The following is a 24,269-nucleotide window of genomic DNA, read 5'->3' as shown; positions in this document are numbered from 1 at the left end:
TAGTGCAGCCATGTAGCATAACTTTATGGCCTACGGTGACCTTATTTCCAATCGTCATTGGATATTGAGCATCAACATGCAAAATGGAACCGTCTTGAATATTAGTATGCTCACCAATGTTAATACTGGCGACATCGGCGCGAATGACCACATTAAACCAAATACTGGTGTGCTCACCTAAAGTAACGTCTGCGATAAGTGTGGCATTGGGGGCAATAAAGTTACTTTCATTTACGTTGGGGACTAAATCAGCTAAACGATAAATCATCTATTGTTCCTTACATTAAATTTGTCTCTTCATATTAATCTATTTATATCTCAGAGCAAACTAGACCTTAGGGCTATGCCTGATAAAACTATAAACGCTAACATATACTGAAAATAAACAAGCTTGATGTATGAAAATTAAACAATTAATGGTAAAACATTAATCTAGTTAGTAATAATAATAATTTTTAACGTTCAATCGAATCAAATTCTCACAAGTAGCTCAACACAAGTTAGTTAAATATTGGGTTACTTAGCAGGGGTTTAGATGAAACAAAGGTGATTTATGATTATTGGTATACCCAAAGAAGCATTATCAGGTGAGAACCGAGTCGCTAGCGCGCCAACCGCGGTAGTTTCATTGCTCAAGCTTGGCTTTGAAGTGCAAATACAAAAAGGTTGTGGCACAAAAGCAAGCTTTACAGATCAAGAGTTTATTGACGCAGGTGCAAGTGTAGCGACTAAAAAAACTGTTTGGCAATCCGATATAATATTTAAAGTAAATCCTCCTACTATTGAAGAAATAGCGACCATGAAGGACGGTGCATATTTAATTGGTTTTATTGCGCCAGCTCAAAATGAAGATATTTTGAATGCGCTTAAAGAAAAGTCAATTACCTCGTTAGCGATGGAAATGGTGCCAAGAATGACCCGCAGCCAATCAATGGATGCATTAAGTTCAATGGCTAACATTGCCGGTTATCGTGCCGTTATTGAAGCAACTCATCATTTTGGACGATTTTTAACAGGACAAATAACCGCCGCAGGTAAAATGCCACCAGCAAAAGTGATGATTATTGGTGCTGGTGTTGCGGGTTTAGCAGCCATAGGTACAGCGAGTAGTTTAGGGGCGATTGTTCGTGCGTTTGATACTCGCCCTGAAGTAAAAGAGCAAATAGAAAGTATGGGCGCTGAGTTTCTAGAGCTTGACTACGAAGAACCAGAAGATACGGGCTCAGGTGATGGTTATGCAAAAGAAATGAGCAAAGCCTTTATCGATGCTGAAATGGCATTGTTTGCAGCACAAGCAAAAGATGTTGATATTATTATTACCACCGCGATGATCCCCGGTAAACCTGCCCCTAAGCTTATTACAGCGGCAATGGTTGAATCGATGAAAACCGGTAGTATTATTGTAGATTTAGCCGCTGCGGGTGGTGGCAACTGTGAATTAACTGAAGCGGGTAAAGTGGTTAATGCCAATGGCGTAAAAATAATAGGTTACACCGATTTAGTATCTCGCTTACCTAACCAGTCGTCACAACTCTATGCCAATAACTTAGTCAGTTTGACAAAACTGTTGTGTAAAGAAAAAGACGGTACGCTTAATATTGATTTTGACGATGTCGTTATTCGTAACATGACTGTGGTTAATCAAAACGAAATTACCTTCCCACCACCGCCAATTCAGGTCAGTGCGGCTCCAGCTAAACCTAAAGTAGCACCAGTTAAAGCTGCTGAAGTGAAAGTTGAAAAACCCATGAGTCCCACTAAAAAATACGGCATGATGGCAGCTGGCGCATTACTGTTTGGCTGGGTTGCTAGTGTTGCCCCTGCTGATTTTCTGTCGCATTTTACCGTGTTTGTTTTAGCCTGTGTTATTGGTTACAACGTGGTGTGGAATGTTAGTCATTCGCTGCATACACCATTGATGAGTGTAACCAATGCCATTTCGGGCATTATTATCGTTGGCGCAATTTTACAAGTGGGTAATAGTAGCCCGTTAATTCAATTGCTCGCCGGTGTCGCAATACTTATTGCCACTATCAACATTGTTGGTGGCTTTGTTGTCACTAAACGTATGTTAAAAATGTTTAGAAAATAAGGGACACTGTAATGGAATTTTCTCAAGGTTTTATCAGTGCAGCGTATATTGTTGCCGCGTTATTATTTATTTTTAGTTTAGCTGGACTAAGTAAGCAGCAAACCGCTGAAACAGGCAATTGGTATGGCATTGTCGGTATGGCTATCGCACTTATTGCCACCATTGCTGATCCTCGTGTTGACAACGTTTGGATTATTTTAGTCACTATGGTGGTGGGTGCCATTATCGGCTTGAAGCTCGCTAAACAAGTTGAAATGACTCAAATGCCAGAACTTGTCGCTATTTTGCATAGTTTTGTGGGTTTAGCTGCAGTAATGGTTGGCTTTAACAGCTACTTTGAAATGGATCATTCATTAACTGCTACGTTCACCGAGAGCCAACTAATGGCTGTTAACATTCATTTAGTTGAAGTTTTTCTAGGTGTGTTTATTGGCGCTGTAACCTTTACTGGTTCAATTGTTGCGTTTGGTAAATTGCGCGGTGTTATTAACTCAGCTGCATTAATGTTGCCTCATCGTCATAAATTGAATTTTGCTGCTGTCTTGTTATCTTTTATGCTCTTAATCAGTTTTGTTGAGCAAGGTGGTGGTGATAGCACATTATATTTTATGGCCTTAATTGCTTTAGTGTTTGGTTGGCATTTAGTTGCATCAATTGGTGGTGCAGATATGCCCGTGGTTGTTTCAATGCTTAACTCTTATTCAGGTTGGGCCGCTGCCGCTGCTGGTTTCATGCTAAATAATGATTTGTTGATTGTTACTGGCGCATTAGTTGGTTCTTCAGGGGCAATTCTTTCTTACATTATGTGTAAAGCGATGAACCGTTCTTTTATCAGTGTTATTGCCGGCGGATTTGGTACCAATGTTGTTATCGACACCGACACTGATTACGGCGACCATGTTGAAATTAATGCAGAATCCGTAGCTGATATGTTAAACGGCGCAAAGTCAGTTATTATTACTCCAGGTTACGGTATGGCTGTAGCGCAAGCGCAGTATCCTGTATATAAATTGACTCAAGCACTGAAAGATAAAGGCATTGAGGTTCGCTTTGCTATTCATCCAGTAGCAGGGCGCTTACCTGGCCATATGAACGTACTGCTAGCTGAAGCAAAAGTGCCTTACGATATAGTATTGGGCATGGAAGAAATTAACGATGACTTTCCTAAAACTGATGTTGTGTTAGTTATTGGGGCGAACGATACAGTTAACCCAGCCGCAGCTGAAGATCCTACCAGCCCTATAGCAGGTATGCCTGTATTAGAAGTATGGCATGCGAAAAACGTGGTTGTATTTAAACGCTCAATGAATACGGGTTATGCTGGAGTGCAAAATCCATTATTCTTTAAAGACAATACACAAATGTTGTTCGGTGATGCTAAAGACTCTGTTGAAGAGATCTTTAAAGCATTATAACTTGCTGGCTTAATGCCAAGTTAGATAGCTGAAATTGCATATTAAATAGCCGACACTTGTTGTCGGCTTTTTTAATTCCAACATTTAACTGCTTGGCTTCGTTTAATAAGCATTACTCATCACGCATTGCTATTGATTTTATTCGCTATTTCTTCTCTATTTCTTCGCTAATTCGGATAAAAATTACATATAAGGTAAATAATTTTGTTAAAGTACTGAAGATAAGAATTATTAGCATTTAACCCTTCGGAGAGTAACGTGGTAGAAGCCAGTATAATTGAACCCAGCATCATTGAATTGTGGGTCGGAACTATTAACGGTTACTTGTGGGGTAGTATTTTAATTTACTTACTGAGTGCCTGTGGGATCTGGTTTACCTTTCGATTGAAAGGTTTACAAATCACCCGTTTTTTTCATATGTTTACCATTTTAAAAACCAGTCGTAAAAGCTCAAGCCAAGGCATTTCTTCTTTCCAAGCACTTTGTACTTCTTTAGCGGCACGTGTAGGTACCGGTAATTTAATGGGAGTGGCAGTCGCTATTTCATTAGGCGGTGCTGGCGCAGTTTTTTGGATGTGGTTAATTGCCTTAGTTGGCATGGCAACGGCATTCGCTGAAAGCACTTTAGGTCAGCTCTATAAAGAACGTGATAGCAAGGGCAACTTCCGTGGCGGTCCCGCTTATTATATGAGTAAAGGCTTAAAAAATAGAAAATTAGCGATAACTTTTTCGCTGTGTTTGTTTTTTGGTTATGGCTTTGTCTTTAGTGCAGTACAAGCAAACTCTATTACCAGTGCTTTTAATGGTTCATATGGTTTTAACCCACTTTATACGGGGATAGTAATTACTATTCTTGCCGGTTTTATTATATTCGGCGGATTAAAAAATATTGCCCGCTTTGCTGAACTCACAGTGCCTTTTATGGGCTTGCTTTATTTACTGGTGTGTTTTGCGGTTATTTGGATAAACATTGAAAGAGTTCCTATGGTCATTAGCGATATTTTTGCTTCTGCTTTAGGATTAAAAGAAGCAGGTAGTGGTCTTGTGGGGGCTGCAATCGTGCAAGGTGTTAAGCGAGGTTTGTATTCTAATGAAGCGGGTATGGGTAGTGCACCTAATGCCGCGGCGGCAGCTGAACCTTATCCTCCACATCCGGTTTCACAAGGCTATATTCAGATGTTAGCGGTGTTTTTTGATACCATTGTTATCTGTTCTTGTACGGCAATTTTGATCTTACTATTTAAAGATACCGGTGGTGAAGCACAAGGTATTCAATTAACTCAACAAGCACTTGCTTATCAAGTGGGCTCTTGGGGCAGTGACTTTATTACTCTTGCTATTTTGTTGTTTGCTTTTACCTCTATCGTGGCAAATTTTGCCTATGCTGATAATAATTTAAAATATTTGAATATGGATAACGTCATCGGTCGTTGGTTTTTACGTATTGGTTTTTTACTGATGTTAGTGTTTGGCTCCGTAGCTACGTTACCTGAAGTTATCGCTTTAGCCGATTTATCTACCGGCTTAATGACCATATTTAATGTCACGGCGTTGTTTATGCTTTCTAAAGTGGTGGTTAAAATAACTAAAGACTACCATAGCCAACAAGACAAAGGCTTGTTACCAACATATGAAGCTGATGAAGCTGAAGAAAAGCGCTTAAATTTAACCAAAGGCATCTGGCTTAAAAAGTAGGATTAACACGCTTAATATTTAATACAAGCAACTGTTACCAAAGCTGCTATAATGCGCGCCTTAATATTTTGGCGCAATACTTTTAGTTATGCGCGTTGTTTACGATAATACAGAAATGGTGATGTAATGAGTGTGGATTCAATAGGTTTATCGGCTAACTTACTTAAAGCGGTAAAAGCCTGCGGGTATAAAAATTTAACCCCGATTCAACAAATAGCTATTCCTGTTATTCGTACCGGTGTTGATGTTTTAGCAAGTGCTCAAACAGGTACTGGTAAAACAGCCGCTTTTACTTTGCCGATTCTTGATAGTTTAGCAAATAAAGTTAAGCCAAACGCAGATGGCTTTGACACTACCACCACGATTAAGGCCCTTATTTTAACGCCAACTCGTGAGCTAGCAGCACAAGTTGAAAAAAATGTTAAAGCCTACAGCGAATTTTTGCCGTTACGTTCAGGTGCTATTTTCGGTGGTGTAAATATGCCTCCTCAAACTAAAATGCTTAAAAGTGGCGTTGATGTATTAGTTGCAACACCTGGTCGTTTAATTGAACACCTTGAACAACGCAACTTGGATTTATCGCAAGTGCAGTACTTGGTATTAGATGAAGCCGATCGTATGTTAGATATGGGCTTTTATAACGATATTGAACGCATTGTGGCAATGATCAAAGCCAAGCATCAAACCTTAATGTTTTCTGCTACGTTTTCGAATAAAGTTAAAACATTAGCAAAAAAAGTACTTAAAACACCAAAAACTATTGAAGTTGCGCGTCAAAACTCTACTTCAGGCAAAGTAAAGCAGTCAGTATATTGGGTTTCTGAAACCCGAAAAGCTGAACTATTGTCTGAACTTATTGGCGTTAACAACTGGCAGCAAGTGTTAGTATTTGCTGGTACTAAAGAAAGCGCTAACATTTTAGCGGCAGAATTAAAGCTCGACGGGATAAAAACCGCTTTATGTCATGGCGATAAAACTCAAGGCGCCCGTAATAAAGCCCTTGAGCAATTTGTTGATGGCAGTGTTCGTGTATTAGTCGCCACTGATGTTGCTGCTCGCGGGCTCGATATTGCGAACTTACCTTATGTGGTTAACTTCCATTTACCTTTCCTACCAGAAGATTATGTTCACCGTATTGGTCGCACAGGTCGAGCAGGTAAGTCAGGTACGGCTATATCGTTAGTAAGTCCTAAAGATGAGCAATTTCTTGATAATATTGAAGCGTTAATTGAGCGTAAATTCGAGCGTATAGTGGTCCCTGGTTATGAGTTAGACAGACCTTTACCTGCACACTATGATGCTAAAGATGATGCGCCTTTAAAGAAAAGTCGTTATAAAGCCACGCAAGAGAAAAATCAATTAATTGCGCGCAAAAAAGCTGATGCAACACCTGCAGCCCAACGCAGAGCAAAAGCAAACAAGAAAAATAAACCGGTAAGTAAAACAGTTAACAAAAAACGTAAATAGTCAGTTAATCTAATATACACGCTGAAGTTACTTATGTTTGATGATACTTATATCGACGTCCCTTTTAATTTTCGACACCACTGTTGGTTCTGTTCAGAGCCAGCAGGGCACTCTTTTACCTTCCCACATTCAGCCCATTTGGTTTTCGATTGTCCGCACGCAGTACTAACTATACCCAGTTGTTTAGAATGTTCACGTGCAGCAAACAAAGCCGAAGTTCGTTCAATTTGGCAAGTTGAACAAAGCGTTAAAGTATATTTGATTAAAAAATATCGCAAAGACCTAGCAATAGGCCTTAACTGGACAGAAGAGTCTTTAGCTAATTCTGGCTTTGAAAGTGGCAGTTTTGCTGGTTTTCAAAAGAGTGCTTGGTTTATGTATCAAGTAGCAAAAGATAGAGTTAATTTTCGAGGTTGGCCGCTAGTGCTTAATGGTGTTGAATTAATTAACGAAGACGTTGACAGAGAATTTTGCTTTGACGGGGTCAGTTACCCCAATATTGACCAAGCTATTGAGCACTATAGTCTTAATTTTAATTTAGACGCTGATTATCTTCGCCGAGTACTGGCAAAAATTGGTCTACAATACTTTGCAAAGGCGGTAAGATTTTGCCGCTTGTATGTAGGTGCTACGCCGAGTGAAAAATCACAAGCGTTACGAGAGTTCAGTTAACACTCAGTGCTTTGTCATGTTTAAGTAAAGTCAGAGGTAAATTGATAACTATCTGGGTATTAATGGCGTTTTGTTAAAGAGCTGCTTCATTGTGCTGCTATTTAACTCATTTGATTAGCTTACCTCAACGTTATCAACTTTGAGAAACAATACTTAACTTTTGTGGAATAGCCCTTTTTTGTGAATATAGAGCATTATCTGCTCGTTTAAAAAAGCTTGTCGCATTATCAGCTCTATTCATGAAAGCTAATCCTAAACTACTGGTAACATTGTACTTTGCTAACAAAGCATCACGCGATATGGCATGATAAATTCTCTGCTCTATAACAGCAAGTGACTGTTCAGTTGCATCTGCTACTATGATTGCAAACTCATCACCACCAAAGCGGAAAACAGAGTCAGTATCACGAACACTTTGACGTAATGCCTCAGCAAACTGTATTAATACATTGTCGCCTATATCGTGACCATAGTTATCATTAATTGCTTTAAACTTGTTGAGATCACTCAAAATTAACCCTGCACGTGTATGTCGACGACAGGCTTGTGCCATGGTACGTTTAATTTGTTCGTCAAAACTACGTCGGTTTCCTAATTGCGTTAAGCTGTCTTGCATCGCCAACTGCATAGCTTGATGATACTGAACGGTATTATTTAACGGGTTAATCAATAAGTCATGTAACTCAGTTAACACTTTAAAGTTGGCAATACTAATCGGCATATTAACCGCGTAGGTGATAATGCCAAAAAACTGACCATTAAGTTTTAACTCAAATTGGCGCTCAGATTTTGCTTGCCTGCTGCCTCTAGCGGTCGCACTTATATCGGCATGCTTGAAATACAGGCCACTAAAATCAAGATACTTAGCTACTTCTATCGCAAAAATGTTGATCAGCTGCTTAACATCTAATGTAGTTTGTAACTGCTCAAGCAAGGCCAAATTACGTTGGCTTTGTTGTTCACTGTGTTGAAATAACGTGAAGGCATTAAATTTTGAGTTAGGGTGATTAACAACATTGACTGTTCGCATAGTTTTTCCCAGCTAATTTTGACGTTTAAACTTTCTGCGTTAACTAAAGCAATAATCATACCTAATATATAAATGTTGTTAATATTACTTGCGAGCTTAATTAATTACCTCTAATAAACACGCTATACCGCAAGCTTAAAATAATGGAGTATATTGGGGGACTGTAAGTTAAGTCGTCGTTTTTATGCGCTTTTTCCTAACCTAAATATAAATAATTTAGACAAAAGGGTCTCTAGAAGGCTACACTGATATAACTGTAATCATTCATCAACCAGTAAAAATTCACCATTATCTGTTCATCGCTCTGTAAGGAATACATGTGACAAGCCACCTTGAATTACTCGCCATATTATCTAGTGCTGTACTTATAGTCTGGCTATTTCGTCGCTTGCAATTGCCTGCCATATTAGCTTACTTAGTGGCTGGGGTTTTGGTCGGTGAACATGGCCTAGCCTTAGCTCAAGAACATGTAGATTACGAACATTTTGCAGAGCTTGGTATCGTATTTCTGTTATTTACTCTCGGGCTTGAATTCTCATTACCAAAATTACTGGCCATGCGGCATTTAGTAGTTACCGTGGGGAGCTTACAAGTTATTATTTCCCTTGTGCTCTTTATGTTAGTCGCTATGTTTTTCGGTCAAAGCTTTGCTGCCGCCATAACCATAGGTGGCATTTTAGCCTTATCTTCAACGGCCATTGTTATACGCCAATTAAGTGAAAGTGGCGGTATGAAGAAAAAGTCAGGGCAATTATCAGTCGCTGTTTTGCTGTTTCAAGATGTTGCCGTTGTGCCTTTGTTAATTGTTATTCCATTATTAGCCCAAGGTGGTGACTCTTCTTTTATCATGGCGTTACTTTTTGCTTTGGTTAAAGGCGTTTTCGTCGTTTCATTGTTATTATTTGCTGGTAAATGGTTACTGCCAAGACTATTCAACTTAGTGGCGCAAGTTAGAACCGATGAATTATTTGTACTAACAACACTACTGGTAACCTTAGTCGCTTCTGCATTAACGCAATGGTTTGGACTTTCTATGGCCTTGGGTGCATTTTTAGCCGGGATGATGCTTGGTGAAAGCCAATATAAACATCAGCTTGAAGCCGATATTAGGCCATATCGCGATATACTGCTTGGTTTGTTTTTTGTGACTGTTGGTATGAAGCTCAACGTTGGTGTGGTTTTTTCTTCACCTTTGATTATTATTTCGCTATTAATTTGCTTTATGGCAGTAAAAATATTGGTGGTTGTTTTACTAGCAAAGCGGGCTGGAGAGTCATCAAAAGATGCTTGGGCTGCCGGTATTATGTTGGCGCAAATGGGCGAATTTGGTTTTGTGTTAATTGCCTTAGCGAGTCAGGTAGAAGTATTACCAGATACAACCGCATCAATTCTATTAGGTACGGGAGTGTTGAGTATGGCAATTACGCCATACATGATAAACCATGCAAGAACTTGGGCACTTTGGCTTAGCAAAGAAAAGCAGCTAGATACGCAAGCATTAGAAGAGTTACCTCAAAATACTTCATTACATGATCACGTTATTATTTGTGGTTTTGGCCGAATTGGACAAACGGTTAGTCGATTTTTAAAGCAAGAGTCTATTGATTTTGTTGCCATTGATATCGACCCATTAAGAACAACAAAAGCACGAGAGGCTGGCGAAAATGTACTTTTTGGTTCATCACGTCAGGCTGAGTTATTACATGCGGCAAAACTATCAAAAGCTAAGCTTGTTGTTATTGCTTTTGGTGAAGACAAACAATCGCTCGATGTCATTCAAAAAGTACGCGCTTTAGCGCCAGATGTGCCTATTTTAGTTCGAACTCGAAATGATGATCAATTAGACGAGTTACATGCTGCAGGTGCAAACGAAGTGGTACCAGAGAGCTTAGAAGGCAGCTTAATGTTAGTTTCACAAGTATTGTCATTATCTGGCGTACCTTTTTCTAGAATTGTTCGCCGTGTGCAAAAAGAGCGTAAGAATCATTACAACCATTTACATGGCTTCTTTCAAGGTGAACATACCGATATGAGCCCAGATGCGATTGATCGTATCGAGTTTGCTCATGCGATAATTTTGGTCGACGACTCGTTTGCTACTGGTAAATCTATTCGGTCATTAAAATTAGATGAAAGTCGCGTGTTTGTTATAGCGCTTAGAAGAAACAATATTGAAAGTGAAGAGCCAGATTTAGATACAATACTTTTAGCACAAGACACCTTGATTGTTCGAGGTAAGCCCCGTCGAGTAGAACGCGCAGAACGTTTTGTGCAAGAAGGGCATTAGCAATCTACATAAACGTTAACTCACTTTAATCGTTAACGTTTAGCTTCGTTCTCTTTTTAACTTTGCAGAGATTAAGGCGAGTGACGTCAACAGCATATTATAGGTTAGAGAGGTGCAGTCGAAAATCGAACTAATACTAAAAGGAACTACATCGACTAGCTTTATTAGATGTTAAGGAATTGACGTATTTTAGTTTCTTGTTCGAGCGCATCGTTAAAACCAAGTTTTATTAATTCTTTACAGTAGGTTTTCTCAAATAATAAATAGCTAAGCAAACTTGATTCTGCATCATTGCTTATGCCAATTCCGCGCAATAATAACCGAATCGACATAGGTAGTTTATCGTAATGCTTAACGGCAATACTGTTAAAGTTATGGCTAGGATTTATAACATAAGATTCAATGGTCTTTAAACCTGAGGTATTTCTTTTAGTTTCGTCGGGTATTAAAGACAATGTATGGTTAACTCGTTCCATACGTTCTATATCACTTTGCAAAGTATCTGAGAAAACAGAATCGAGTAAATGGCCTGCAATTGAAGCTGTTGTTGGCGGATGAGGGTTATTCTCTTGTGCGTGTATAGGCTCTTTGGGTTGTTCTACACCCACAATAAATATTTTATCAGCACCTAAATGAATAGCAGGGCTTAAGGGGGATAGTTGATGCACTGAACCATCACCCAAATGATGATTTTTTACTTTTTCAGACGGAAACACAAGCGGAATGGCAGCAGATGCCATTAAGTGTTGGCTGTTTAATTGTGTTGGCTCACCACGTCGCTTAGATCTAAACCACGGTGAAATAGAGTCTTCTGATTGAAAAAAACTAATAGAGTCGCCGCTTGAGTAACTTGATGCAGTAACCGATACAGCAGAAAGGTAACGGCGTCTAATGTTTGTATCGATTCGGCTAAAATCTACAACGGTTTCTAGTAGTTGCCTTAGCGGTGCGTTGTTTAATAAACTGCGAGCACTTTTATTGGCATAATCTGCTTGAAATCCACCCAAAAAACCACCAATTATGTGGCTAGATACACGCATAGGATCGGTATGATAAATTCTGCATGGATCTAAGTTATTCCAAACCCACTCTAATTTTTTTACCGCTAATTGGAAACATGAAGCATAGCAAGCCAGTGCAGTTGAGTTTATAGCGCCTGCTGAAGTACCACAAATAATTGGAAATGGTACTCCGTGAGTACGTGGCATAAACTTCGCTATTGCAGATAAAACACCCACTTGATAGGCTGCTCGAGCACCACCACCGGTTAATACTAGGGCATTATTACTGTCTATATAGCTGCGTTTATTGCTCATTCATGAAACCGATTTTTATTAATAGAAAATATTGACGTGATTTTAGTCAGTTTTCGCTAGCGTTACTAGCTGAAATTAGTTTTTGATGATTTTCAGGTGAAAAAAAGGCCAGCTAAAGCTGACCTTTTTAATGACACAGAATTATTAACTAATAAAACATAGAACTTACGATAAGTTAAACGCCTATAAGAAAATAAATATCTAACTGCTAACGCGTTCGTTTGCAGCGTCGATTAATGGTTGCGATCCATTTTGAATAAGCGCTAAGTTAGCTGAAATCGTTTTCTTTGGTAATTTACTAATCATCAAAGAGCCGGTTTTAACTGAACCTTTAGTAGCTGCGAATTCTAACAAGTTTTGACCGTTACACATAATACCTGAGAAGATATTACGAATTTTTAATTTATTCGTCTTTAAGAATGAACGCATACGTTTCTTGTCGTCAGCAGCAACATACTCACAAACACTTTGTGCTACGTTAGCAGCTTGTGCTTTCGGGGCGGATACAATAGACGTCATCGTTAAAGCAGTAATGGTTGTAACTAGTAATAATTTTTTCATTTTAATAACCTTTATAATTATAAATTAGAGTTAGTAAAAGAAAAAACCACAGGATGTACCTAATAACACGGTAACTCCGCTGTCATAGATAAACGTTATGTTTATCCTTAGACCGGTGGTTTTGCGTAACACGTTTTCGCGTGTTTTGCCTTTTCTTTGTCAATTTTAGTATCCCTAAAATCTTAACCAATTGCAACCTAAGTGTAACTTTTTGTACAAAAAAAGTAAGGTTTCTAGTGATAATATAGCCGTTTGAAATAAAACTTTGGGAATAAAAAAGGGGCTGATGCCCCTAGTTATATTATTGATTTAGTTACAAGTATTATTTTTTACAATTGCATCTCAGGTACTTCACCTTCAACAACAAGTTCACCGTCAGTTAATGAGATTATCTCTTCAACTGATACACCAGGTGCACGTTCTAATAAGTAAAACTTGCCATTTTTAATTTCTATAAAAGCAAGGTCAGTTAACACCTTTTTAATGCAACCTTTACCTGTTAACGGCAGGGTACAATTACTCAATAATTTAGAAACACCGTGTTTTGAAGCGTGTGTCATGGTAACTATAATATTATCAGCACCGGCAACAAGGTCCATCGCGCCGCCCATGCCTTTAATTAACTTGCCTGGGATCATATATGAAGCAATGTTGCCGTTTACATCAACTTCAAATGCGCCTAAAACAGTTAAATCGACATGGCCGCCGCGGATCATGGCGAATGACTCCGCTGAGTCAAAAATAGAGGCGCCTTTTGCCATGGTTACTGTTTGTTTGCCCGCATTAATTAAGTCAGCGTCAATTTCGTCTTCAGTGGGGAATTGTCCCATGCCAAGTAAACCATTTTCCGATTGCAGCATAACTTCCATGCCTTCAGGAACATAGTTTGCAACCAGTGTTGGAATACCTATGCCTAAGTTTACGTAGTATCCATCTTGTAGTTCTTGTGCAACGCGCTGTGCTAGTTGCTCTCTTGATAAAGCCATAAATTACTCCTTACTAACTGCGAATTGTGCGCTGTTCAATGCGTTTTTCGAATGTGCCCAAAATTAAGCGGTTTACATAAATACCCGGTGTGTGGATGTGATCTGGGTCTAACTCGCCCGGTTCAACTATTTCTTCCACTTCTACCACGGTTATTTTGCCAGCTGTTGCCGCCATCGGGTTAAAGTTACGCGCAGTTTTTCTAAACACTAAATTACCATAACGATCAGCTTTCCATGCTTTTACAATCGCAAAGTCACCTTTAATTGCCGGTTCTAAAATATAATGTCTACCGTCAAATTCACGTTCTTCTTTGCCTTCAGCTACCGGAGTTCCGTAACCTGTAGCAGTGAAAAAAGCGGGAATACCAGCACCACCAGCACGCATTTTTTCTGCTAATGTACCTTGTGGTGTTAATTCAACGTCGAGTTCACCATTCATCATTTGGCGTTCAAATTCGGCATTTTCGCCGACATAAGAGGCAATGATTTTTTTGATTTGACGATCAGGAAGTAAAATACCAAGACCAAAATCGTCAACGCCGCAATTATTAGATACTACGGTTAAACCTTTGGTACCTTTGCGTTTAATTTCATTAATTAAGTTTTCTGGAATACCACATAAACCAAAGCCACCTGCAATAACGGTCATATTGTCTTCAAGACCTTCCATTGCTTCTTCATAGCTTGACACTACTTTGTCAAATCCTGCCATTGTTTGATCCTCAATAAAAATTGTTGTCTTTATTCTTGTTGGCTAACTCATCTAATATTTTCATAAATGAATTAGCAAAATTACTTTTAGTTTTACTTAAGTGCTCAATCTAGCGCAGAAACAAATTAACGTGCTATTTAGCACGATATGCCACCGAAACTTTCGATATGGGGGCTTTACCTAACTTGTCGCTAATAAACCAACCCGCGTTGAGCAATTTGTCGAAATCAATATTGGTTGTTATGCCTAAGCCGTTAAGCATGTACAACACGTCTTCAGTCGCAACATTACCTGATGCACCTTTAGCATATGGGCAACCACCTAGTCCTGCAATAGCACTATCGACTACCTTTACACCCGCTTGTAATGCGGTGTAAATATTGGTTAACGCTTGACCGTATGTATCATGGAAGTGTACGGCTAATTTTTCAACCGGTACCTTAGTACTAACCACACGTAACATTTCACTTACGCTGGCCGGTGTACCAACACCAATAGTGTCGCCAAGTGAAATTTCGTAACAACCCATTTGGTATAGCTTCTCGGCAACTTTGGCAACTTGCTCAGGTGCTATTTCGCCATCGTAAGGACAGCCCACTACACAAGAAACATAACCACGAACGGGAATATTAGCTGCCTTGGCGGCCAGCATAATAGGTTCGAAGCGCTGTAAGCTTTCGTCGATTGAGCAATTAATGTTTTTTTGACTGAAGGCTTCAGAGGCTGCGCCAAAAATAGCCACTTCATTAGCATTAACAGCCATGGCGGCTTCAAAGCCTTTCATGTTAGGTGTAAGTGCCGCATACGTAACACCTTTTTTACGATTAATGCCGTTAAAAACATCGCTAGACGTTGCCATTTGTGGCACCCATTTAGGTGAGACAAAACTGCCACTTTCAATGTAGCTAACACCTGCATCGGCTAATTGTTCAATTAATTCGATTTTATCTTCGGCGCTGATTTGCACTTTTTCATTTTGCAGGCCATCACGTGGCCCAACTTCGACAATTTTTACTGACGTTGGTAACGAACTTTGTTGTGTAGGTTTAAATACAGCGCTCATTATTCGTCCTCAGCAGTAAAGGCGACTAATTCAGCGCCACCGTCAACCATATCGCCATCGTTATAATAAATAGCATCTATAACACCGTTGCTTGGAGCACGAATGGTATGTTCCATTTTCATCGCTTCCATGATCATTAATGGTTGGTCAGCAATAACACTGTCGCCAGCTTTAATTAATACCGACACCATAGTGCCATTCATCGGAGCGACTAAACCGCCATGGTTATCATCGCTACTATTGTCGCCACAATCAGGCAATATATGCGTGAAGTTAAACACACCATTTTGAAGATAAAGACTAATTTGGTTAGCATGTTGTGCAATGGTTGCATGGCTGCGATAACCGTCAATACTGACATGCAAAGTATCGTTTTCTATACGACCTTGGCAATCAACAGTTTTGCCATCAACGGTAATTAAATAATAGCTACAACTGCCTTGGCGTTTCTGCTCAACAACAATAGAGTATTCGGTGCCATTATGAGCCAATACGATATGATGAATATTGGCTTCATTTAAGCGCCATGCATTGGTCATGTTCCAAGGGGAAAATGGGTCGTTAGTTTTCGCCGCTTTTGTTTGCGCTTGTTGTGCTTGCGATAACACTAAATACAATGCTGCCATTGGTAATTCGCCAGCAAGGGCTTGCTCATCTTCATGAAATATTAATGCTTGGTTTTTCTCGATAAAACCGGTATCAATTTCGGCGTTAACAAACGGAGCAGACGTTGCTAAGTTGTAGAGAAAATCAATATTGGTAGTAACACCACTGATACGGTATTCAGATAAGGCTTTTGCCATGCGCTGCAAAGCTTTTTCACGGTTTTCGTCCCAAACAATTAACTTAGCAATCATTGGATCGTAAAACACGCTAACTTCGTCACCTTGGCGAACACCCGTATCTACACGAACAAATTCACTTTCTACTGGGGGTTGTAAAAACTCTAATGTGCCGGTTGCAGGTAAAAAGTCGTTGTTTGGGTCTTCAGCATAAATACGCGCTTCAAAAGCATGACCGTTAATTTTTAGTTCGTGTTGAGCTTTAGGTAATACTTCGCCTGCCGCTACGCGCAGTTGCCATTCTACTAGGTCTTGTCCGGTAATTAATTCAGTAACAGGGTGTTCTACTTGTAAGCGGGTGTTCATTTCCATAAAGTAAAATGAACCGTCAATATCTAGTAAAAATTCAACCGTACCCGCACCTTGGTAACCAATGGCTTGAGCTGACTTAATTGCAGACTCACCCATTTGTGCACGTAGCTCTTCGCTCATGCTAAAGGCAGGGGCTTCTTCAATTACTTTTTGATGACGACGTTGTACTGAACAATCACGTTCAAACAAATAAACGGCATTTTGATGATTATCACAAAATACTTGTATTTCTACATGACGAGGCTGGGTTAAGTATTTTTCAACCAACATGGTATCGTCACCAAATGATGATTTAGCTTCACGTTTAGCAGCAGCAAAGCCTTCAGAAAACTCACTTTCATTCCATACTTGGCGCATACCTTTACCGCCACCACCTGCTGTGGCTTTTAGTAATACCGGATAGCCCATATCGTCAGCGGCTTTTTTGATCACAGCTTCAGATTGGTCGTCACCATGGTAGCCAGGTACTAAGGGTACGTTTGCTTTTTCCATGATGTTTTTAGCCGCAGACTTAGATCCCATCGCTTCAATGGCTGCTACAGGAGGGCCAATAAAGGTAATTCCTTCTTTAGCACACATACGACAAAATTCAGCGTTTTCAGAGAGAAAACCATAACCTGGGTGAATAGCTTGTGCGCCTGTGCGCTTAGCTGCTTCAATGACTTTTTCAGATAATAAGTAACTTTCACGTGATGGTGAACCACCGATGTGAATAGCTTCATCAGCCATATTTACGTGCAGTGAGTCAGCATCAGCATCAGAATAAACCGCAACGGTTAATATACCCATTTTTCGTGCAGTTTTAATAACACGACAGGCGATTTCACCACGGTTGGCAATTAGTATTTTAGTAAACATGAGTATTATCCTTCGCCTTTATTTGTTGATGTTGCTAAGTTGTTTGGCGCGAATTGCCATGTAGGCTGGCGCTTTTCAAAAAATGCCGTAAGGCCTTCTTGACCTTCTGCTGATACGCGAATGGCAGCAATACGCTCACTGGTATTTTTTATTAATGCTTCGTCAATATCTTGGTAAGCAACATCGAGTGCTAATTGTTTTGCTTGTCGCACGGCTGATGGCCCGTTAGCCAATAAGGTATTTACCATGGCAGTAACGGCAGTATCTAATCCTGATAACGGATAAATTTCATCAACTAAACCTAGTTGTTGGGCTTTATCAGCAAAAAATCGCTCAGCAGTTTGAAAATAACGTCGGCTCGCTTTTTGGCCAATGGCATTAACCACATAAGGGCTGATAGTTGCTGGAATTAAACCTAGTTTTACTTCACTCAAACAAAAGCTAGCTTTGTCACTGGCGAGCACAATATCGCAACAACTGGCTAGCCCAACGGCACCACCAAAAGCAGCACCTTGTACTTTAGCTATGGTAGGTTGTGGGAGAAAATTTAGATTTTTTAGCATTTGCGCAAGGGCGTTAGCGTCTGACAAGTTCTCTTCATAAGAGTAAGATGCCATGCGCTTCATCCAGCTTAAATCTGCGCCTGCAGAGAAGCTTTTACCTGTTGATGCTAGCACCATGATATTAATATCATCACATTGTGCTATTGCTTTAAATAGTTGGTTTAGGGCGTAAATAATAGTGTCGTCAAACGCATTATGTTTATCGGCATTATTTAAGGTCACGGTGGCAACACCACGACTGTCAACGCTGAACAGTACTAATTCGCTAGAACTTTTTATATCGGTATGTGAAAACATATGTAAATACCCCTACATTCTAAATAGACCAAACTTGGTCTCTTTAATAGGTTTGTTTAATGATGCTGAAATAGCTAAACCAAGTACTTGACGAGTATCTGCTGGGTCGATTACGCCGTCATCCCATAAACGGGCAGACGCGTAATATGGATGACCTTGGTGTTCGTAATCATCAATAATCGGTTGTTTGAAGTTTGCTTCTTCTTCAGCGCTCCATTGTTCGCCAAGCTTTTCTTTTTGATCGCGCTTAACTTGTGCTAAAACGCCAGCGGCTTGCTCGCCACCCATGACTGATATACGCGAATTTGGCCACATAAATAGAAAACGTGGGTCGTAAGCACGGCCACACATGCCGTAATTACCTGCTCCAAAACTACCACCAATTAAAATAGTAAATTTTGGTACTTGCGCGGTGGCAACAGCGGTTACCATTTTTGCGCCGTGTTTTGCGATACCGCCAGCTTCATATTGCTGACCTACCATAAAGCCAGTAATGTTTTGCAAAAACACCAGTGGAATTTTTCGTTGTGCACAAAGTTCGATAAAATGAGCACCTTTTTGCGCTGACTCACCAAATAATATGCCATTGTTAGCAACAATACCGACAGGATAACCGTAGATATGAGCGAACCCGCAAACTAAGGTTGTACCGTAAAGTGCTTTAAATTCGTCGAATTCACTACCGTCGACAACACGGGCGATAATTTCACGAACATCAAATGGCTGACGCGCATCTTTTGGTACGATACCGTAAACTTCGTCGGTGGCATAAGCCGGTTCAACCACTTCTTTAATCGCCATTTGCACGGGTTTAACACGGTTTAAGTTACCGATAGCGCTGCGAGCAATTTCTAAGGCGTGATGATCATTTTGTGCCATGTGGTCGGCAACACCTGAGGTACGACAATGAACATCTGCACCACCTAAATCTTCAGCACTTACCACTTCACCGGTTGCCGCTTTAACTAATGGCGGACCCGCTAAAAATATAGTGCCTTGTTCTTTAACGATAATAGACTCATCAGCCATGGCTGGCACATAAGCACCGCCTGCGGTACAAGAGCCCATAACCACGGCAATTTGTGGAATGCTTTGCGCCGACATATTGGCTTGATTGAAAAAGATACGTCCAAAATGCTCTTTATCAGGAAAAACGTCATCTTGGTTAGGTAAGTTTGCACCGCCTGAATCTACCAGATAGATACAAGGTAAATTGTTTTCTTGTGCAATAGTTTGCGCGCGTAAATGCTTTTTAACCGTTAATGGGAAATACGTGCCACCTTTTACCGTTGCGTCGTTGGCAACAATAATACATTCTTGGCCACCAACGCGGCCAATGCCTGTGATAATACCGGCAGCAGGTACGTTATCTTCATAAACTTGATAGGCGGCTAATTGTGATAATTCAAGAAAGGCCGAGCCGGGGTCGAGTAGGGCGTAAACTCGATCTCTAGGTAAAAGCTTTCCACGCGATAAATGACGTTCGCGGCTACGTTCACCGCCTCCGAGTTTTATTGCCTCTAGCTTTATTTTTAAGTCATCAACTTGCACTTGCATATGAGCAGCATTTTCGATGAATTCAGGGCTGCGGGGATTAATTTTCGATATTATCTTAGCCACGGTATAACCTTTTTATTGTTAAACGCTGTGTAATGCGTTCTGTTAATCTTTTGCTTCGTCAGAGCATATTAATATTGTTGTCGATTCACTGATTTTAACTTCAGCACTTAGTTTAGTATTTAATTCTCTACTTATATTAGGCAGCTAATTAAGTACTTAGTGCGATTTTTTATTAGTCATAAGTGTTCAATAGCAATAGTCACTGAAGGACTTTTTGTATAAAAATTTAACTTTGCTCGAAGCCAATGAAGCGAGCTCTCGGAAAATACTACGCATAGTTGTCCGCGTAAGTATTTTGCACCGAGAAGTCGCGCTCATTGGCAATAAGAAAAAGTTAAATTAAACTGATTCGTTGAACAATTCACGGCCAATTAACATGCGGCGAATTTCTGATGTACCTGCGCCAATTTCATATAACTTAGCATCACGTAATAAACGACCTGCAGGGAACTCGTTGATGTAACCGTTACCACCAAGTAATTGAATCGCATCTAGTGCCATTTTTGTTGCTAATTCAGCAGAGTATAAGATGACACCTGCAGCATCTTTACGTGTTGTTTCACCGCGATCGGCTGCCATAGCACATAAATAAGCATAAGATTTTGCTGCATTCATTTGCGTGTACATGTCAGCAATTTTGCCTTGAATTAATTGAAATTCACCTATGGCTTGGCCAAATTGTTTTCTGTCGTGAATGTAAGGTACAACTAAGTCCATACAAGCATCCATAATACCTAGAGGACCGCCAGTTAATACCAAACGCTCGTAATCTAAGCCTGACATTAATACGCGCACGCCTTTGCCTTCTTCACCTAAAATGTTTTCAGCAGGTACTTCACAATCTTGGAAAACTAATTCACAAGTATTTGAGCCACGCATACCTAATTTATCGAGTTTTTGATGACGTGAAAAACCTGGGTAGTCACGTTCAACGATAAAGGCGGTAATGCCTTTTGAACCCGCGCTAGTATCGGTTTTTGCATAAATAATAAATACATTGGCGTCAGGACCGTTAGTGATCCACATTTTGTTGCCATTTAGAATGTATTTGTCGCCTTGCTTTTTAGCCGAAAGTTTCATGCTAACCACATCAGAACCAGCATTAGGCTCAGACATCGCAAGTGCGCCAATATGTTCACCGGTACAAAGTTTAGGTAAGTACTTTTCTTTTTGCTCATGGCTACCGTTTTTGTTTAATTGGTTTAAACATAGGTTAGACATAGCGCCGTAACTTAAACCTACAGAAGCAGAAGCACGTGAAATTTCTTGCATAGCAACCATGTGCTCTAAGTAGCCTAAACCAGAACCACCATATTGCTCATCAACCGTCATACCTAATAAACCTAAATCGCCAAACTTGCGCCATAAGTCGTTAGGAAATTCATTATCAATATCTATTTGTGCTGCACGCGGCGCAATTTCGTCACGAGCAAAAGCGTTTACCGTATCGCGGATCATGTCAACGGTTTCACCCAAGTTAAAATTCATTGATGAGAAAGTAGAAATCATAGTATTACCTTTAATAATTATTTATCGTGTTAACGCATTGTAGCTGGCGCCAGTTGTTACTCGTTTTTAGCTTGTTACTTATCAATTGACGCAAGTGCATTTTGACAGTTAGTTTCTAAGCCGGTTAGTTCAATCAACACCGCTTGAATATCTTCTAACTGTTGATTTAAGTCATTCTTTTTATTTGAAATTAAGTCCATAATTGTTTTTAATTGCGTTGCGCTAGATTTATCGGCATCGTAAAGCTCAAACAAACGACCGGTTTCGGCAAGTGAAAAACCTAAGCGTTTACCACGTAGGATTAACTTTAGTCGAACTCTGTCTCTTTGGTTGTATATTCTTGTTTGTCCTTTACGAGTCGGAAGTATTAGGCCCTGATCTTCGTAAAAACGGATACTACGAGTAGTAATATCAAACTCTCTCGCTAACTCACCAATAGAGTAGGTAACAGGGGTAATATCGCTCATTTTTATAACTCAACGTTAATTGGATTTATTCTCTGTGCGATACCTTACAATAAGTTTACGTTAACGTAAAGTACGCGTATGTGTTTGGCCATTATAATGCCTTGTTTATTGATGATAAAAAGCGGGTTTTAAATGCGAGTTGTAAAGAATGCTTGGCGATTTAGCGTTCAAAGTTAAAAGGTAACACTAAAGGACTATAAGCTTTACGTTGGCGTAAACTATGTTTTGCGGTAAAGTGTGGCGCAATTATTCTCGATTTAATTAACACTTTATCGAACAACACCTTATCGGAGAGCCTTATGTCTACTCAAGATCCTATTGTTATTGTTGCTGCAAAACGTACCCCTATGGGCGGTTTTATGGGCGGTTTATCAGCAGTTAGTGCTACCACTTTGGGAGCGACTGCGATTCGTGGCGCTATGGATGCAGCTAAATTATCTAATGATCAGGTTGATGAAGTGATCATGGGTTGTGTTTTACCTGCTGGCTTAAAACAAGCACCAGCGCGCCAAGCGGCACTAGAAGCTAATTTAGATCTTTCAACGGCATGTACCACCATTAATAAGGTTTGTGGTTCAGGCATGAAAGCGGCAATGCAAGCACATGATGCTTTATTAGCTGGCTCTATTGATGTTGCCATTGCTGGCGGCATGGAAAGTATGACTAACGCACCACACTTATTACCTAGTGGTCGCTCGGGTATCAAAATGGGCCATGGCCAAGTGCTTGACCATATGATGACTGACGGTTTAGAAAATGCCTACGACGGTATTGCCATGGGTTGTTTCGCGCAAGCTACTGCAGATGAATCTGCATTTACTCGTGAAGACATGGATGCTTATGCAATTCGTTCTTTAGAACGTGCTAACGCTGCCATTGCTGATGGTGCATTCGTTAATGAAATATCGCCAGTAACAATTAAATCTCGTCGTGGTGATTCAGTGTTTGAAATTGATGAACAACCCGGCAATGCGCGCCCAGATAAAATTCCTAGCTTACGCGCAGCATTTAAAAAAGACGGTACCATTACAGCCGCTAACTCAAGCTCTATTTCAGATGGCGCAGCTGCATTAGTGATGATGAAACTATCAGAAGCACAAAAACGTGGTTTAACACCGCTATGTAAAATTGTTGCTCATGCAATGCACGCTCAAAAGCCTGAAGATTTTACCGTAGCACCGGTTGGCGCGATGAAAAAAGTATTAGCTAAAGCTAACTGGACAACAACAGATGTTGATTTGTTTGAAATCAACGAAGCCTTTGCCATGGTCACTATGTTAGGTATTAAAGAACTTGACCTAGACGTTACTAAAGTAAATGTTAACGGTGGTGCTTGTGCATTAGGTCACCCGTTAGGCGCTAGTGGCGCTCGTATTATGGTGACGTTAATTCATGCTTTGAAAAACCGTGGCTTAAGTAAAGGCCTTGCGTCTTTATGTATTGGTGGCGGTGAAGCAACGGCAATTGCTATTGAAATGATGTAAATATTATAATGATTAGGAGCCCACTTATTTGTGGGCTTTTTTGATCTTGTGAAACTGACTTTTCAAGAGAATTTGTTTGATTTTTTCAAAAAACTAATTAAAAAGAAACACCTAGTAACATTTGTTGAAGTAATTAATATTGAACTACTTACGCTTTTTTAGGTATAAAGAGTGGTATCAATAGCGAATAGTTAATAAACCGACCAGTAAAATAATAATAAGGAATTTATTACATTGAATATTCTTCAACCCTCGAAATTAGCGCTTCTAGCACTTACGTTCTCATTTACACAAACTGTTTGGGCCGATATTTTAACTGATTTGCAGCAAGCGTTAGTTAAACTCGATGGAAGCCATCCGGTATCTGGTGTTTTAAAAGTTTCATTTTCTGAGTCTAGAGGTGAAGGGAAAGATAAAAAATTAAAGACTGGTGCGATTAAATCAACACTTTCTGAAAGCATGGAAGGTTTAGATATCCGGTATTCAAAAGATGTTTTAGTGCAAATAGCAGAAGAAAATCGTCTAAAATTAGCTGATGAAGAAGTCGACACGCCAGCATTAAATGGTGCAGAGATATTATCGGCCTCTTCATTAATTCCCATACTTTCATCGGCACAGAAAATTTTAGATGCTATCTCAAAAGGTAAGTTAAGAGGAGAGAGCAAAATTGAGTATTTTGATCAACAAGTTAGGGTGTTAGATTTTGAATTACCTTTAGATAGCTTTATTGATGATAAAAAAACCCGTGGTTATGTTAATAAATTTAAAGGCAGCTATAAAGTGTTGATTAATGATCAAGGTGTTCCTGTTGAAACACGTTTAACATATTCAGGTAAAGGGAGTGCATATCTCTTTTTCTCTATGTCGGCTGAGAGTGAAATAACCTCTCAATTTAAAGTTGAAGGCACGCGTTTGGTTAGAATTAATAAAACCGTTGAGTCGAGTTCTTCTTCTACGTTTAATGACCGTACTTATAGTGGTAGCTGGACATTAGCTTTGCATTAACCTTGCACTAGCTTCA

The 24,269-nt window shown here is 39.8% G+C and carries 20 protein-coding genes and 1 riboswitch; of the genes, 8 read left to right on the top strand and 12 right to left on the bottom strand.

The window, feature by feature from the left end:
• On the bottom strand, window positions 1-268 hold a 268-nt coding region (locus H4J50_RS08555; protein WP_182255712.1), incomplete at its 3' end, for a gamma carbonic anhydrase family protein.
• 285 nt (window positions 269-553) lie between these two features.
• Here H4J50_RS08555 and H4J50_RS08550 point away from each other — a divergent pair.
• From H4J50_RS08550 to H4J50_RS08530, 5 genes are all read left to right on the top strand, one after another.
• Window positions 554-2,092 carry a Re/Si-specific NAD(P)(+) transhydrogenase subunit alpha gene (locus H4J50_RS08550; RefSeq protein WP_108456382.1) on the top strand — a complete coding sequence of 513 codons (1,539 nt, stop codon included), beginning with the start codon at window positions 554-556 and terminating at the stop codon, window positions 2,090-2,092.
• 11 nt (window positions 2,093-2,103) lie between these two features.
• Window positions 2,104-3,507, top strand: coding sequence for a Re/Si-specific NAD(P)(+) transhydrogenase subunit beta (gene pntB, locus H4J50_RS08545; protein ID WP_182255710.1), 1,404 nt, complete (start codon window positions 2,104-2,106; stop codon window positions 3,505-3,507).
• Window positions 3,508-3,795: 288 nt separating this feature from the next.
• Window positions 3,796-5,202: an alanine/glycine:cation symporter family protein gene (locus H4J50_RS08540; protein ID WP_182255716.1), complete on the top strand. Its 1,407-nt coding sequence runs from the start codon at window positions 3,796-3,798 to the stop codon at window positions 5,200-5,202.
• A gap of 126 nt (window positions 5,203-5,328) precedes the next feature.
• On the top strand, window positions 5,329-6,669 hold the full coding sequence (locus tag H4J50_RS08535) for a DEAD/DEAH box helicase (protein WP_182255708.1): 1,341 nt from the start codon (window positions 5,329-5,331) through the stop codon (window positions 6,667-6,669).
• Between the two features lie 33 nt (window positions 6,670-6,702).
• Window positions 6,703-7,341, top strand: a complete 639-nt coding sequence (locus H4J50_RS08530) for a hypothetical protein (RefSeq protein WP_182255706.1) — start codon at window positions 6,703-6,705, stop codon at window positions 7,339-7,341.
• 133 nt (window positions 7,342-7,474) lie between these two features.
• Here the strand turns inward: H4J50_RS08530 and H4J50_RS08525 are convergent, their stop codons facing one another.
• Entirely contained in the window at window positions 7,475-8,371 is an 897-nt protein-coding gene (locus tag H4J50_RS08525) for a GGDEF domain-containing protein (RefSeq protein ID WP_182255704.1), read from the bottom strand.
• A 319-nt stretch (window positions 8,372-8,690) separates the two neighbouring features.
• Here H4J50_RS08525 and H4J50_RS08520 point away from each other — a divergent pair, with 319 nt between their 5' ends.
• Window positions 8,691-10,658 (top strand): monovalent cation:proton antiporter family protein, encoded by a 1,968-nt coding sequence (locus H4J50_RS08520; RefSeq protein ID WP_182255702.1) that lies wholly within the window; start codon window positions 8,691-8,693, stop codon window positions 10,656-10,658.
• 164 nt (window positions 10,659-10,822) lie between these two features.
• Here the strand turns inward: H4J50_RS08520 and H4J50_RS08515 are convergent, their stop codons facing one another.
• From H4J50_RS08515 to H4J50_RS08470, 10 genes are all read right to left on the bottom strand, one after another.
• Complete coding sequence (locus H4J50_RS08515; protein WP_182255700.1) at window positions 10,823-11,974, bottom strand: patatin-like phospholipase family protein; 1,152 nt, start codon at window positions 11,972-11,974, stop codon at window positions 10,823-10,825.
• Between the two features lie 201 nt (window positions 11,975-12,175).
• Window positions 12,176-12,535: a DUF3718 domain-containing protein gene (locus tag H4J50_RS08510; RefSeq protein ID WP_108456376.1), complete on the bottom strand. Its 360-nt coding sequence runs from the start codon at window positions 12,533-12,535 to the stop codon at window positions 12,176-12,178.
• A gap of 66 nt (window positions 12,536-12,601) precedes the next feature.
• Window positions 12,602-12,695, bottom strand: a riboswitch (cyclic di-GMP riboswitch).
• A gap of 169 nt (window positions 12,696-12,864) precedes the next feature.
• Window positions 12,865-13,521 carry a 3-oxoacid CoA-transferase subunit B gene (locus H4J50_RS08505; protein ID WP_108456375.1) on the bottom strand — a complete coding sequence of 219 codons (657 nt, stop codon included), beginning with the start codon at window positions 13,519-13,521 and terminating at the stop codon, window positions 12,865-12,867.
• A 13-nt stretch (window positions 13,522-13,534) separates the two neighbouring features.
• Window positions 13,535-14,233, bottom strand: a complete 699-nt coding sequence (locus H4J50_RS08500; protein WP_182255698.1) for a CoA transferase subunit A — start codon at window positions 14,231-14,233, stop codon at window positions 13,535-13,537.
• Window positions 14,234-14,366: 133 nt separating this feature from the next.
• The gene (locus H4J50_RS08495) at window positions 14,367-15,296 is read right to left on the bottom strand and encodes a hydroxymethylglutaryl-CoA lyase (protein WP_182255696.1); all 930 of its coding nucleotides are present in this window, start codon (window positions 15,294-15,296) and stop codon (window positions 14,367-14,369) included.
• Window positions 15,296-17,308 (bottom strand): acetyl/propionyl/methylcrotonyl-CoA carboxylase subunit alpha, encoded by a 2,013-nt coding sequence (locus H4J50_RS08490; protein WP_182255694.1) that lies wholly within the window; start codon window positions 17,306-17,308, stop codon window positions 15,296-15,298. Before H4J50_RS08490 ends, H4J50_RS08495 begins: the two co-directional genes overlap by 1 nt.
• A gap of 5 nt (window positions 17,309-17,313) precedes the next feature.
• Window positions 17,314-18,168 (bottom strand): enoyl-CoA hydratase/isomerase family protein, encoded by an 855-nt coding sequence (locus tag H4J50_RS08485; RefSeq protein WP_182255692.1) that lies wholly within the window; start codon window positions 18,166-18,168, stop codon window positions 17,314-17,316.
• A gap of 12 nt (window positions 18,169-18,180) precedes the next feature.
• Complete coding sequence (locus H4J50_RS08480; RefSeq protein ID WP_108456370.1) at window positions 18,181-19,788, bottom strand: carboxyl transferase domain-containing protein; 1,608 nt, start codon at window positions 19,786-19,788, stop codon at window positions 18,181-18,183.
• Between the two features lie 339 nt (window positions 19,789-20,127).
• Complete coding sequence (locus H4J50_RS08475; protein WP_108456369.1) at window positions 20,128-21,297, bottom strand: isovaleryl-CoA dehydrogenase; 1,170 nt, start codon at window positions 21,295-21,297, stop codon at window positions 20,128-20,130.
• A gap of 74 nt (window positions 21,298-21,371) precedes the next feature.
• Window positions 21,372-21,764 (bottom strand): MerR family DNA-binding transcriptional regulator, encoded by a 393-nt coding sequence (locus H4J50_RS08470; protein WP_182255690.1) that lies wholly within the window; start codon window positions 21,762-21,764, stop codon window positions 21,372-21,374.
• A gap of 299 nt (window positions 21,765-22,063) precedes the next feature.
• Between H4J50_RS08470 and H4J50_RS08465 the strand changes: the two genes are divergently transcribed.
• Entirely contained in the window at window positions 22,064-23,248 is a 1,185-nt protein-coding gene (locus tag H4J50_RS08465) for an acetyl-CoA C-acyltransferase (RefSeq protein ID WP_182255688.1), read from the top strand.
• Window positions 23,249-23,482: 234 nt separating this feature from the next.
• Entirely contained in the window at window positions 23,483-24,253 is a 771-nt protein-coding gene (locus H4J50_RS08460; RefSeq protein WP_182255686.1) for a hypothetical protein, read from the top strand.
• Window positions 24,254-24,269: the final 16 nt, after the last annotated feature.

It is taken from the genome of Colwellia sp. 6M3 (assembly GCF_014077595.1).
Classification (GTDB): domain Bacteria; phylum Pseudomonadota; class Gammaproteobacteria; order Enterobacterales; family Alteromonadaceae; genus Cognaticolwellia.
This window is presented reverse-complemented; position numbering and strand designations above follow the sequence as displayed.

Bases quoted from the DNA above. Each gene is read 5' to 3' on its own strand.
- H4J50_RS08500 (WP_182255698.1), bottom strand. From the start codon at position 14,233: ATGGCAGGATTTGACAAAGTAGTGTCAAGCTATGAAGAAGCAATGGAA.
- pntB (WP_182255710.1), top strand. From the start codon at position 2,104: ATGGAATTTTCTCAAGGTTTTATCAGTGCAGCGTATATTGTTGCCGCG.
- H4J50_RS08510 (WP_108456376.1), bottom strand. From the start codon at position 12,535: ATGAAAAAATTATTACTAGTTACAACCATTACTGCTTTAACGATGACG.
- H4J50_RS08535 (WP_182255708.1), top strand. From the start codon at position 5,329: ATGAGTGTGGATTCAATAGGTTTATCGGCTAACTTACTTAAAGCGGTA.
- H4J50_RS08530 (WP_182255706.1), top strand. From the start codon at position 6,703: ATGTTTGATGATACTTATATCGACGTCCCTTTTAATTTTCGACACCAC.
- H4J50_RS08550 (WP_108456382.1), top strand. From the start codon at position 554: ATGATTATTGGTATACCCAAAGAAGCATTATCAGGTGAGAACCGAGTC.
- H4J50_RS08490 (WP_182255694.1), bottom strand. From the start codon at position 17,308: ATGTTTACTAAAATACTAATTGCCAACCGTGGTGAAATCGCCTGTCGT.
- H4J50_RS08485 (WP_182255692.1), bottom strand. From the start codon at position 18,168: ATGTTTTCACATACCGATATAAAAAGTTCTAGCGAATTAGTACTGTTC.
- H4J50_RS08470 (WP_182255690.1), bottom strand. From the start codon at position 21,764: ATGAGCGATATTACCCCTGTTACCTACTCTATTGGTGAGTTAGCGAGA.
- H4J50_RS08495 (WP_182255696.1), bottom strand. From the start codon at position 15,296: ATGAGCGCTGTATTTAAACCTACACAACAAAGTTCGTTACCAACGTCA.
- H4J50_RS08505 (WP_108456375.1), bottom strand. From the start codon at position 13,521: ATGGCTTTATCAAGAGAGCAACTAGCACAGCGCGTTGCACAAGAACTA.
- H4J50_RS08515 (WP_182255700.1), bottom strand. From the start codon at position 11,974: ATGAGCAATAAACGCAGCTATATAGACAGTAATAATGCCCTAGTATTA.
- H4J50_RS08525 (WP_182255704.1), bottom strand. From the start codon at position 8,371: ATGCGAACAGTCAATGTTGTTAATCACCCTAACTCAAAATTTAATGCC.
- H4J50_RS08465 (WP_182255688.1), top strand. From the start codon at position 22,064: ATGTCTACTCAAGATCCTATTGTTATTGTTGCTGCAAAACGTACCCCT.
- H4J50_RS08475 (WP_108456369.1), bottom strand. From the start codon at position 21,297: ATGATTTCTACTTTCTCATCAATGAATTTTAACTTGGGTGAAACCGTT.